This window comes from Pseudomonas sp. GOM7 (genome assembly GCF_026723825.1).
Classification (GTDB): domain Bacteria; phylum Pseudomonadota; class Gammaproteobacteria; order Pseudomonadales; family Pseudomonadaceae; genus Aquipseudomonas.
Window position 1 is genome coordinate 4,107,488 of sequence record NZ_CP113519.1, and the last position, 12,437, is coordinate 4,119,924.

Here is a 12,437-nt window from a genome sequence, read left to right on the forward strand (position 1 = left end):
GCAGCTGCAAGCCTCAAGCTGCAAGCTGCAAGTTGAAGAAGAAAGCGGCAGCCACAGGCGCGATGGCTTGTAGCTTGCCGCTTGGAACTTGAAGCTGGTGGGCTTTAGCCCACCCGGTAGTTGGGGGCTTCCTTGGTGATCTGCACGTCGTGGACGTGCGACTCGGCCATGCCGGCGCCGGTGATGCGCACGAACTCCGGCTTGGTGCGCATCTCTTCGATGGTGGCGCAGCCGGTGTAACCCATGGAGGCGCGCAGCCCCCCCATCAACTGGTGAACGATGGCCGCCATCGCGCCCTTGTACGGCACGCGGCCTTCGATGCCTTCCGGCACCAGCTTCTCGGCACCGGCCGAGGAATCCTGGAAGTAACGATCCGAGGAGCCCTGAGCCTGCGCCATGGCGCCCAACGAACCCATGCCACGGTAGGCCTTGTAGGAACGACCCTGGAACAGTTCGACCTCGCCCGGCGCCTCTTCGGTACCGGCCAGCATGGAGCCGATCATCACAGCCGATGCGCCAGCGACTATGGCCTTGGACAGGTCACCGGAGAAACGGATGCCACCGTCGGCGATCAGCGGCACGCCAGTGCCGGCCAGGGCGGCGGCAACGTTGGCCACGGCGCTGATTTGCGGCACGCCAACACCGGCGACGATGCGGGTGGTGCAGATCGAGCCAGGGCCGATGCCGACCTTGACGCCATCGGCGCCGGCTTCGACCAGCGCCAGAGCAGCAGCGCCGGTGGCGATGTTGCCGCCGATCACCTGAACCTCCGGGAAGTTCTGCTTGACCCAACGCACGCGGTCGATCACACCCTTGGAATGGCCGTGAGCGGTGTCGACGATGATCACGTCGACGCCAGCGGCAGCCAGTGCCGCCACGCGGTCACCGGTATCAGCGCCGGTGCCGACGGCAGCGCCGACACGCAGGCGACCCTGGTCGTCCTTGCTCGCCAGCGGATAGGCCTTGGCCTTCTCGATGTCCTTGACGGTCATCATACCCTTGAGGTTGAAGGCGTCATCGACGATCAGCACCTTCTCTATGCGGTGCTTGTGCAGCAGCTCGCGCACGGTTTCCTTGTCCGCGCCTTCCTTGACGGTGACCAGGCGCTCTTTCGGCGTCATCACCTCACGCACTAGGGCGTCCAGGCGGTTCTCGAAACGCACGTCGCGGGAAGTGACGATGCCCACCAGGTCACCATTGGACAGCACCGGCACGCCGGAGATGTTGTTCTGCCGGGTCAGCTCGAAGAGGTCACGCACGGTGGCATCGGCTTCGATGGTGATCGGATCCTTGACCACGCCAGCCTCGAACTTCTTGACCTTGCGCACCTCGGCAGCCTGCTGCTCGATGGTCATGTTCTTGTGGATGATGCCAATACCGCCTTCCTGCGCCATGGCGATGGCCAGGCGAGCCTCGGTGACCGTGTCCATGGCGGCGGACAGCAGCGGAATGTTCAGTTCGATCCCACGGGTCAAGCGGGTCTTGAGGCTGACGTCCTTGGGCAGCACCTCGGAGTAACCGGGGATGAGCAGGACGTCGTCGAAAGTGAGTGCTTCTTGGCTGATGCGCAGCATGGCGGGCTCCCGAGCGGGAAAATAAGAAGCGCGACATTATACCCACCGGCCTCGCTGCACTCAATGCAAAGTATCGATTCAAAGTCCGCTCCGTGTCGCCCCGATCAGTCGAAACGACACCAGACCCTAGCCAGCAACTGGCCACGAGCCATAGAATAATGATTCTCAAAAACACCCGCATCTGAGTCACGAATGAAATCCAACCGCCCTTCCCTGAGCCGCCCTCGCGTCGCGTTGCTCGGCCTTTGCCTGCTGCCCACCGGCTCCCTGCTCGCACAGGAGCTGGAATTACCCAATCAGGACATAGTCGCAGCCCCCATCGCCGACGAGAATGGCTACCAGGCAAAGCGTGCCAGTACGGCGAGCAAGTCCTCCGTGCCGCTCAAGGAAGAGGCCCAGTCGGTACAGGTGGTCACCCCGCAGACCATCGAAGACTTCCAGCCCCACACGCTGGACGATGCGCTGAAGTTCGTCAGCGGTATCAGCCAGGGCAACACGCTGGGCAATACCCGTGACGCCCTGGTCAAGCGCGGCTTCGGCAACAATTCCGACGGCTCAGTGCTGCGCGATGGCGTGCGCTCCAACCTGTCGCGCAACTTCGGTGCCACCACCGAACGGGTGGAAGTGCTCAAGGGCCCGGCTTCGCTACTGTATGGCGCGCTGGAGCCTGGCGGGCTGATCAATGTGATCAGCAAGCAGCCGCAGTACATGCAACGTAGCGAAATCGGCGGCACGGCGTTCGGCGAAGGCGGCGGTAGCCTGAGCCTGGATACCACCGGCCCAGTGGGTGACAGCAGCCTGGCCTATCGTCTGGTCGCCGAACGGCAAAGCCGCGATTACTGGCGCAATTATGGCGTCGACCAGCACACCCTGGTCGCCCCCTCGCTGAACTGGGTCGGCGAGCGCGCCAGCCTGACCCTGGCCTACGAGTACAACGACTACGGCACGCCCTTCGACCGCGGCACGGTGTTCGTCGACGGCCACCCGGCCGATATCGACTACCACAAGCGCTTGGGCGAGAAATGGGAAGGTAACGAGGGCATCGGCGAAAGCGCCAGCGCACGCTTCGAGTACGAGCTGAGTGACGCCTGGAAGACCCGTCTGACCTACGCCTGGAACAACGACCGCTACGACCTGGCCATCGCCCAGCCGGTCTCGCTCAACGGCAACCAGCTACTGCGCACGGCCAACGGTGGCCAGTACGACTATGAAACGCGCTACGCCAGCCTGGACTTCATCGGCCAGCAGACCCTGCTCGGCCAGACCCACGAGCTGCTGCTGGGCATCGACAACGAGGTCAACGATAACTTCCGCGGCAAGACCTATCGCAACCCGAACCGAACCCGGCGCAACATCGACATTCGCGACCCGCACTACGGCGATCTCGGCGAACCGAACGTCATCGACGCCAACCGCAGCAACATGCGCAACGAGCTGACCTCTACCTCGCTGTACCTCAAGGACAACTGGCACCTGAACCAGCAGTGGATCCTGGTGCTCGGCGGCCGCTACCAGCACTACGACCAGTACAGCGTGCAGGGCCTGTCCGCCAACCGCGAACCGAGCCTGGACAATAACGACCAGACCTTCATCCCCTTCGCTGGGCTGGTCTACAAGCTCGACGACGCGCTATCGCTGTACGGCAACTACAGCCGCTCCTTCGTGCCGAACACCACTGTCGACGACCAGAACAAGGCGTTCGACCCGGAGGAAGGCCGCAGCTACGAAGTGGGCGCCAAGTACGACTTCAACCCGAACCTGAGCCTGAATCTGGCGCTGTTCGATATCGTCAAGAAGAACGTGGTCACCAGCACCAACGTCGGCGGCTTGAGCATCAGCGAGGCGGCCGGCAAGGTCGGTTCACGCGGCTTGGAACTGGATATCAGCGGGCGTCTGGCCGAACGCTGGCAGATGATTGCCACCTACGCCTACACCCACACGGAAATCCTCGACGACCCGCAAGACAAGGGCAACCGCCTGACCCAGGCGCCGCGCCAGACAGCCAGCCTCTACCTCACTCACCACCTGCGTGCGCCTGCGGCCTTCGGCCAGTGGCACCTGGGCGCCGGCACCCGCTACGTTGGCGAGCGCGCTGGCGACAACGCCAACAGCTACTACATGAGCAGCTACACGGTGAGCGACGCTTTCCTGCGCTGGGATCTGCCGACCCACGACTACGAGACGCGCCTGCAGCTCAATGTCGACAACCTGTTCGACAAGCACTACTACCCGTCGAGCACCGGCAGCCCGCTGCAGGTCAATGTCGGTCAGCCGCGCGCGCTGCGCCTGTCGGCCAGCATCGCCTTCTGAAAAACCGTGGAAGGCGCTTCAGCGACGACTGAAAACAGCAAAAGCCGCTCCCACACACCCGACTGAAAAGCCGCTCAGGCCGGATCGTCGACTCGCACCTGCCTCACCGCAAAGCCCAAGCGTTCGCCGAGCTCCTCGACGAACGCCGAGCGCAGGCCGGCTTCAGCCCAGCCGTTGAAGATGAAGCCCAAGTTGGAGAAGCCGCAGGGCTGCAGGAACAGGAAGCCGTTGATGTCATCTTCATGCCCGCACTCGGGGCAGGTGAAGTTGTCGGTTTCCCCCGGCCACCAGACCTCCAGGCTGTCGAACAACGGCACGCCCACTTCGCGGCGGCATTCGGGGCAGCCGGCCTCTTCGAGAAAGTTGCGCGTCGGCATATAGATGCAACGCTTGGTGATGATTTCCAGACCATTGTGCGGCTGCCCGTAAGGCAGCAACTCGGGACACTGAGCGATACGCCGCGCGCCCGGCCCGATGCCGTAAGCCATGCCGTTGCCACCCTGCCCACAGGTGGTCGGCAGGCCTCGACGATCTCCCGCTTGACCAGCCAGCGCAGCATGGCCTGAGCCTTTTGCTCGTGAGCGGGAAGCGTGGAAATCTGTGGGACGAGGATCAGTTGCGCGGTCATAGTGCTCGAACGATGGGGCCAGGAAAGCCGGCAGCTTAACAGGCGTCGCCATCGGTTGGCTCAAGCCCCACGACAGACCGCTGTGCCCGCCTGCGCCTCACGGCGCGCCAGCCAACGGGCGCGCAGCACGTCGTAGACCCAGTTGAACGCCATGGTGTAAGGCAGGAAGAACAGGATCAGCCCGATATCCAGCAGCAGCGCCTCGAGCAGGCTGATGGACAACCACCAGGCCGCCAGCGGCACCAGCATGACCACCAGGCCGCCCTCGAACAGCAGTGCATGGATGGCCCGCGCCCGCAGCCCGCGCTCGAAACCCAGGCGACTCTGCGCGCGGTCGAACAGGTAGTTGAACAGCATGTTCCACAGCATGGCGACAGTGGAGAACATCAGGGTCAGCACTCCCAGATGCACCAACGGCTTGTCCATGGCCCAGGCCAGCGCCGGCGCACAGATGACGATGGCGATGAATTCGTAGGCCATTGCATGCCCCACACGCTCGGGCAACGACCGCGGCAGTGGCTGAGTCATGGAGCGAACCTCGTGATAAGTGAAGATGGGCGCTATGATCATCGGGTTTACGCTTATCAAAAAACTAGCTGCCATCGGAAAAACCGATATGAATCCTTCTCCTGATTCCCTTCAGGCCTTCGCTCAGGCTGCCAGTTGCGGTTCGCTCAGCGCCGCCGCAAGGCGCCTGGGCAAGAGCCAGTCGACCATCAGCGAGGCCGTGGCGCGCCTGGAGCTGGATCTTGGCGTCGAACTGTTCGAGCGCGGCCCACGGCGCCTGCAACTGACCGAAGCCGGCAGCAGCCTGCTGGCCCATGCCGAAGAAGTGCTGGCCGCCAGTGACCGCCTGGCGCGCCATGCGGCAAGCCTGGCCAAAGGCCAGGAGGCGTGCCTAACCGTGGTGCTGACCGATGCCTACCAACCCAAGCGGTTCGAGGTTCGCCTGCAGGAGCTGGATCAGCACTACCCCGATCTGCAGCTCGAAAGCCTGATCGCCGAGCAGGCCGACGTGCTCGACCTGGTCAGCCAGGGCCGTGCGCAGCTCGGCCTGACCGCTGCATTACCGAACTACCCGCCACACATCGCCCACGCGCGCCTGGCAATGAGCAGCGAACTCAGCCTGTTCGTCGCCAAGAATCACCCGCTGAGCAAGCTGAAACAGGTTCGCCACGAAGACCTGTCGCACTGGCGCCTGCTGCGCTTGAGCAGCGTTGCCAACGACCACACCAACAGCGACGACCTGCCCGGCAGCGGCGGGCGTTGCTGGGCCGCGCCGGACTACCTGATGCTGCTGGAAATGGCGCGCCGGGGCTTCGGCTGGGCCGAGCTGCCACGGCAACTGGTCGACGCTTACGGCTTCGGCGAGCTGTATGAAATGCCCTGCAGCGGCTGGCCCCGACGGGTAACGGTAGATGTCATCTGGTCACGGCAGCGAGCCCTAGGCCCGGTCACGGCCTGGCTGCTCGAACGCTTGCTAGAAGACGCCTGATGAAGGTCGCACCTGCGAGCCTCTCGGCTTATCATGCCGCCCCATGATCAAAGATCCCTTTGCCCGCCTGAACCTCGACCGCGAGGTGCTCAGCGTCAGCCAGCTCAACAACCGTGCGCGCCTGCTGCTGGAGGACGTGTTTGCCAGCATCTGGGTGGAGGGGGAAATTTCCAACCTCGCCCGCCCGGCCTCCGGCCACATCTATTTCACCTTGAAAGACAGCCAGGCGCAGGTGCGTTGCGCGTTGTTCCGGCAGAACGCGGCGCGAGTGCGCCAGGCGCTGCGCGACGGCCTGGCGGTGAAGGTGCGCGGCAAGGTCTCGCTGTTCGAGGGCCGCGGCGACTACCAGTTGATTCTCGATGCCGTCGAGCCCGCTGGCGACGGCGCCCTGCGCCTGGCCTTCGAGGCGCTGAAGGAAAAGCTCGGCGCCGAGGGACTGTTCTCGACCGAGCGCAAGATCGCCCTGCCCGCCCACCCCAAACGCATCGGCATCGTCACCTCGCCCACCGGCGCGGTGATCCGCGACATCATCAGCGTGTTCCGCCGCCGCGCGCCGCAGGTGGAGCTGAACCTGATTCCCACCGCCGTGCAGGGCCGTGAAGCCACCGCGCAGATCGTCCGCGCCCTGCAACGCGCCGACGCGCAGGGCTTCGATGCGCTGATCCTGGCCCGTGGCGGCGGCTCGCTGGAAGACCTCTGGTGCTTCAACGAGGAAGCCGTGGCCCGCGCCGTGGCCGCCTGCGTCACGCCCATCGTCAGCGCCGTGGGCCACGAAACGGACGTGTCCATCGCCGACTTCGTCGCCGACGTGCGTGCGCCAACGCCTTCGGCCGCTGCCGAGCTACTGGCCCCGGACAGCAGCGAGCTGGTACAGCGCCTGCACAATCTGCAGCGTCGCCTGGTGCTGCACATGCAAGGCCGCCTGGCCCGCGAACGCCTGCGCCTGGAAGGCACCAGCAAACGCCTGCGCCATCCAGGCGAGCGCCTGCGCCAACAGGCCCAGCGTCTGGACGATCTGGACATGCGCCTGCGCCGCGCCTTCAACCAGCAGCTCGGCGCTCAGCGCGAACGCCTGGCCCGCCTCGATGCGCGCCTCGCCGCGCAGCATCCGGGGCGCAACCTGGCGCTGCTGCGCCAGCGCCTCGATGGCCTGGCAGCCCGCCTGCCTCGCGCCATGCAGGGGCAACTGCGCAGCCAGCGCCAGCAACTGGGCGCGCTGGCCACGCAATTGCAGATCGTCAGCCCACTGGCCACCCTCGGTCGTGGCTACGCCATCCTCCTCGACGAACGCGGCCAGGCCGTGCGCAACGCTGCCCAGACCCAGCCGGGCCAGCGCCTCAAGGCACGCCTGAGCGAAGGCGAGCTGGACGTGCGCGTCGAAGACAACCACATACAACCAGCGACCCTGTCGCTGCTGGATTGAACCAATGCCGGCCTCTCCCCTACAAATGCTGTGCGCAGGCCTGCTAGCCCTGTGCCTTGCCCTGCCCGCCCACGCCGAAGGCTTTATCACCCGCCTGCTGAACAAGCCGGTGCCCGGTGGCGTGGCGGTGGTCGATCTGGGCAATCCGGCGCAGGCACCCGAGGTGCGTTACCAGGGCAAGCCGGTGCTGACCATTCGTGAAGATGGCAAACGCTGGATCGCCATTGTCGGCATTCCCTTGAGCGTCAAGCCCGGCAGCCAGCAGGTGGAGGTCGATGATGGCCGTCGGGTGAACTTCCAAGTCGGCACCAAGCATTACGCCGAGCAACGCATCACCATCAAGAACCAGCAGCAGGTCACGCCCAACGCCAAGAACCTCGCGCGCATCGAACGCGAGCTGGCCGAGCAGACCCGTGCCTACCGGCAGTTCAGCCCGCGCCAGCCGAGCAACCTGTTGTTCGACAGGCCGGTGAACGGGCCGCTGTCGAGCCCCTTCGGCCTGCGCCGCTTTTTCAACGGCCAGGAGCGCAATCCGCATTCGGGCCTGGACTTCGCCGCCAACCGTGGCACGCCGATCAAGGCGCCAGCGGCCGGCAAGGTCATCCTCGTCGGCGACTATTTCTTCAACGGCAAGACGGTATTTCTCGACCACGGCCAGGGCCTGATCAGCATGTTCTGCCACCTGTCCGAGATCGACGTGAAGCCCGGTGACGAGATTCCGCGTGGCGGCCATGTCGGCAAGGTCGGTGCCACGGGCCGCGCCACCGGGCCACACCTGCACTGGAACGTCAGCCTCAACGACGCCCGCGTCGATCCGGCGATCTTCATCGGCGCGTTCAAGCCCTGACACGACGCAAGCGGCAACAACTGCCGTTTCGATCAGCAAACCTTTTTTGCTAGGGTACGACGGCTCGCATGACCGGCCCTGTCACTCCGGTCTGCCTTACCGCCTGCTTCGGAGCCGGATATGCCGAATGAGCTCACAACCTGGATGGATTGGCTGCAGCAGCAGCCGAAACTGCTCACCCTGACCGCCAGCCTGACCCTGATCGTCGCCGCCTGGCTGTCGAACTGGATCGTCAAGCGCATACTGGTGCGCGCCATCTACCGCGTGGTCGGCGCCACCGCACTGGGCCGGCATGGCCAGATCAAGGAAAGCGGCCTCATCAAGCGCCTGTCGAACATCGTCCCGGCGCTGGTGCTGACATCCGGCGTGGCAGTGGTGCCGGGTATGCCGACAGCGGTGGTAAAGGTCACGCAGAACGTCTGCAGCGCCTTTATCGTATTGACCATCGCCCTGGCCATCGCCGCCCTGCTGGATATCCTCAACACCCTCTACCAGCGCCGCCCCAACGCCCACCTCAAGCCGATCAAGGGCTACCTGCAGGTGGTCAAGATCGCCCTCTTCGCCATCGCCGCCATCCTCATGGTGGCCACACTGATCGATCGCTCGCCACTGATCCTGCTGTCCGGCCTCGGCGCCATGGCCGCCGTGCTGATGTTGATATTCCAGGACACCCTGCTGTCGCTGGTGGCCAGCGTGCAGATCTCTTCCAGCGACATCATCCGCGTCGGTGACTGGGTGGAAATGCCCCAGCTCAATGCCGATGGCGACGTGATCGACATCGCTCTGCACACGGTCAAGGTGCAGAACTGGGACAAGACCATCACCACCATTCCCACCAAACGTTTCATCAGCGACCCGTTCAAGAACTGGCGCGGCATGCAGGAATCCGGTGGCCGGCGGATCAAGCGCTCGCTGTATCTGGATCAGACCAGCGTGCATTTCCTAAGCGACGAGGAGATCGCCCGTCTGCGCCGCTTCATGCTGCTCGACGAGTACCTCGACCGCAAGGATCAGGAACTGCGCGAGTGGAACCTCAAGCTGGCCGAACATGGCAAGGAAGCGGTCAACACCCGACGCATCACCAACATCGGCAGCTTCCGCGCCTATGTCGAGCACTACCTGCGGCACAACCCCAACGTGCACCAGAACATGACCCTGCTGGTGCGCCAGCTCAGCCCCACTGCCGATGGCCTGCCGCTGGAGGTCTACTGCTTCACCAACACCACGGCGTGGAACGCCTACGAAGGCATCCAGTCGGATATATTCGACCACCTGCTGGCCATCCTCCCCGAGTTCGGCCTGCGTGTGTTCCAGCACCCCAGCGGAGCCGATATGCGCGAGCTACGGATGAGTCTGCCAACGGCCGGCGAGCCCCCTTTGCACGCCCCCACGCGCGCGCCTGAACGACTCGCCGAAACCGCCCCCTGACCCAGCCGGAGCTTGCCATGATCACCGTGCATCACCTGAACAACTCGCGCTCGCAGCGCATTCTCTGGATGCTCGAAGAGATCGGCGTCGACTATCAGATCAAGCACTACCAGCGCGACCCGCAGACCATGCTGGCTCCCGCCGAGCTGCGCCAGGTGCACCCCCTGGGCAAATCGCCCTTGATCACCGATGGTGAACTGACCCTGGCCGAATCCGGCGCCATCATCGAATACCTGGCCGAACGCCATGGTGACTGGCTACTGCCGCCCCCAGGCAGCCCGGAGCGCTTGCGCTGCCGCTACTGGCTGCACTATGCCGAAGGTTCGGCGATGCCGCCGCTGCTGCTCAAGCTGGTGTTCGACAAGCTGCGCAGCTCACCCATGCCCTTTTTCATCAAGCCCATCGCCCGTGGCATCGCGGACAAGGTCGGCCAGGCCTTCATCACGCCGCAACTGAAGCTGCATTTCGATTACCTGGAAAGCCAGTTGAGCGAGCATGAGTGGTTCGCTGGTGACGCCTTCAGCGCCGCCGACATCCAGCTCAGCTTCCCGCTGGAAGCGGCCGCTGCCCGTGGCGTGCTGCCGAACCACCCGCGCCTGCACGACTTCCTGCAGCGCATCCACGCCCGCCCGGCCTATCGCCGCGCCCTGGAGAAGGGTGGCGCCTACGACTACGCCGACTGAGTCAGGATCAGGTCTGACCAGCGAGGAGTCCTTCGTCGGCCAGGCACAGCAAACACGATTCGCTGAAAACACCTCGATTCGAGCAATAAAATCCACCGATAAAAACCAAATCGCAATAAATCGGCGTTTTTCCGGCAAGCATTGCCATATCCACGCACGGTGGATAGGGTTTCCCCATGAAAAACGTCAACGTCCTCTTTCTTGTCCGCCAGCTCGCGTGCCTGCGACTGGTCAGCCCGCGACTGCGAAGCCTCGCCTGAAGCTCCGTTTCCTGGCCGCTGTGGCCTCGTGTTCGCCTCCCTATTTTCGCAGGACCTGCTCATGACCATGCTCAAAGACCCGTCGAAGAAGTACCGCCCCTTCACCCAGATCCAGATTCCGGATCGCACATGGCCGGACAAGATCATCGACAAGGCGCCGATCTGGCTGTCCACCGACCTGCGCGACGGCAACCAGTCGCTGATCGAGCCGATGGATGCCGAGAAGAAGATGCGCTTCTTCAAGTGCCTGGTCGCTGTGGGCCTGAAGGAAATCGAAGTGGGCTTCCCGTCCGCTTCGCAGACCGACTTCGACTTCGTGCGTGAGCTGATCGAAGGCGGTCACATCCCCGATGACGTGACCATCCAGGTACTGACCCAGGCCCGTGACGACCTTATCGAGCGCACCTTCGAGTCGCTCAAAGGCGCCAAGAAAGCCATCGTTCACTACTACAACGCCTGCGCGCCGAGCTTCCGCAAGATCGTCTTCAACCAGGACAAGGCCGGCGTCAAAGCCATCGCCGTGGCCGCCGGCACCACCATCAAGCGCCTGGCCGAAGCCGCGCCGGAAACCCAGTGGGGCTTCGAGTACTCGCCGGAGGTGTTCAGCAGCACCGAGATCGACTTCGCCGTCGAGGTGTGCAACGCGGTGATCGAGGTGTTCCAGCCGACCCCGGCGAACAAGCTGATCCTCAATCTGCCGGCCACCATCGAGTGCGCCACGCCGAACAACTACGCCGACCAGATCGAGTGGTTCGGTCGTCATGTCGACCGCCGCGACAGCGTGCTGATCAGCGTGCACACCCATAACGACCGTGGCACCGGCGTCGCCGCTTCGGAACTGGCCGTGATGGCCGGCGCCGACCGTGTCGAAGGTTGCCTGTTCGGCAATGGCGAGCGCACCGGCAACGTCTGCCTGGTGACCCTGGCGCTGAACCTCTACACCCAGGGCGTCGACCCGGAGCTGGACTTCTCCGATATCGACGCCGTGCGCAAGGTGGTCGAAGACTGCAACCAGATTCCGGTGCACCCGCGCCATCCGTATGTCGGCGATCTGGTGCACACCGCCTTCTCCGGCTCGCACCAGGATGCCATCCGCAAGGGCTTCGCCCAGCAGAAGGAAGACGCGCTGTGGGAAGTGCCATACCTGCCGATCGATCCGGCCGACATTGGTCGCGACTACGAGGCGGTGATCCGCGTGAACAGCCAGTCCGGCAAGGGTGGCATCACCTTCCTGCTCGAGCAGGAATACGGCATCAGCCTGCCACGCCGCATGCAGATCGAGTTCAGCCAGGTGGTACAGCGTGAAACCGACCGCCTCGGCCTGGAAATGACCGCAGCGCAGATCTACAAGCTGCTGGAAACCGAGTTCCTGCAAGCCACCCAACCCTATGCCCTGAAAGGCCACCGCCTGCAGGAAGAGAATGGTGAAAGCAGCGTCGAGGTGAAGGTTCAGGTCGCCGGCCAGGAACAACGCTGGAACGGTACGGGCAAAGGCGCGCTGGAAGCGCTGGCGTCGAGCCTGCCGCTCGCCGTCGAGGTCATGGACTATCACGAGCACGCCATCGGCGGCGGTGCCAATGCCAAGGCTGCCTGCTACATCGAGATCCGCCTGGACGGCCAGCGCCCGCTGCATGGTATCGGCATCGACGAGAACATCACCACCGCCAGCTTCCGTGCCCTGTTCAGTGCACTGAACCGCGCCGTCAAGCAGGCCGAGCTGAAAACCGAAGCGGCCTGATCCGCGACGGAGCATCAAACACGAACCCCGCCGACTGGCGGGGTTCTTCGT

General features: G+C 64.1%; 9 protein-coding genes and 1 pseudogene. 7 read left to right on the forward strand and 3 right to left on the reverse strand.

All coding sequences use genetic code 11. The features are described 5' to 3' along the window. Window positions 1–104 precede the first annotated feature (104 nt). Complete coding sequence (guaB, locus tag OU800_RS18155; protein WP_268178740.1) at window positions 105–1,574, reverse strand: IMP dehydrogenase; 1,470 nt, start codon at window positions 1,572–1,574, stop codon at window positions 105–107. Window positions 1,575–1,766: 192 nt separating this feature from the next. Here guaB and OU800_RS18160 point away from each other — a divergent pair, with 192 nt between their 5' ends. Further along, complete coding sequence (locus OU800_RS18160; protein ID WP_268178741.1) at window positions 1,767–3,884, forward strand: TonB-dependent siderophore receptor; 2,118 nt, start codon at window positions 1,767–1,769, stop codon at window positions 3,882–3,884. Between the two features lie 74 nt (window positions 3,885–3,958). Here OU800_RS18160 and OU800_RS18165 read toward each other — a convergent pair. Both OU800_RS18165 and OU800_RS18170 read right to left on the reverse strand, forming a co-directional pair. Beyond that, window positions 3,959–4,512: pseudogene (locus OU800_RS18165) on the reverse strand (sugar ABC transporter ATPase). 60 nt (window positions 4,513–4,572) lie between these two features. Then, a complete protein-coding gene (locus OU800_RS18170; protein WP_268178742.1) occupies window positions 4,573–5,040 on the reverse strand; it encodes a multidrug/biocide efflux PACE transporter in 468 nt (155 codons plus the stop codon). An 88-nt stretch (window positions 5,041–5,128) separates the two neighbouring features. On the opposite strand from OU800_RS18170, the gene OU800_RS18175 reads away from it, so the two are divergent. From OU800_RS18175 to leuA, 6 genes are all read left to right on the forward strand, one after another. Further along, complete coding sequence (locus tag OU800_RS18175) at window positions 5,129–6,007, forward strand: LysR family transcriptional regulator (RefSeq protein ID WP_268178743.1); 879 nt, start codon at window positions 5,129–5,131, stop codon at window positions 6,005–6,007. 43 nt (window positions 6,008–6,050) lie between these two features. Continuing rightward, the gene (gene xseA / locus OU800_RS18180) at window positions 6,051–7,430 is read left to right on the forward strand and encodes an exodeoxyribonuclease VII large subunit (protein ID WP_268178744.1); all 1,380 of its coding nucleotides are present in this window, start codon (window positions 6,051–6,053) and stop codon (window positions 7,428–7,430) included. Window positions 7,431–7,434: 4 nt separating this feature from the next. Continuing rightward, window positions 7,435–8,277 carry a peptidoglycan DD-metalloendopeptidase family protein gene (locus tag OU800_RS18185; RefSeq protein ID WP_268178745.1) on the forward strand — a complete coding sequence of 281 codons (843 nt, stop codon included), beginning with the start codon at window positions 7,435–7,437 and terminating at the stop codon, window positions 8,275–8,277. A 120-nt stretch (window positions 8,278–8,397) separates the two neighbouring features. Further along, entirely contained in the window at window positions 8,398–9,705 is a 1,308-nt protein-coding gene (locus tag OU800_RS18190; protein ID WP_268178746.1) for a mechanosensitive ion channel family protein, read from the forward strand. A 17-nt stretch (window positions 9,706–9,722) separates the two neighbouring features. Beyond that, a complete protein-coding gene (locus tag OU800_RS18195) occupies window positions 9,723–10,388 on the forward strand; it encodes a glutathione S-transferase family protein (RefSeq protein ID WP_268178747.1) in 666 nt (221 codons plus the stop codon). A gap of 321 nt (window positions 10,389–10,709) precedes the next feature. Next, complete coding sequence (gene leuA, locus OU800_RS18200; RefSeq protein ID WP_268178748.1) at window positions 10,710–12,386, forward strand: 2-isopropylmalate synthase; 1,677 nt, start codon at window positions 10,710–10,712, stop codon at window positions 12,384–12,386. The last annotated feature ends 51 nt before the right edge of the window (window positions 12,387–12,437 follow it).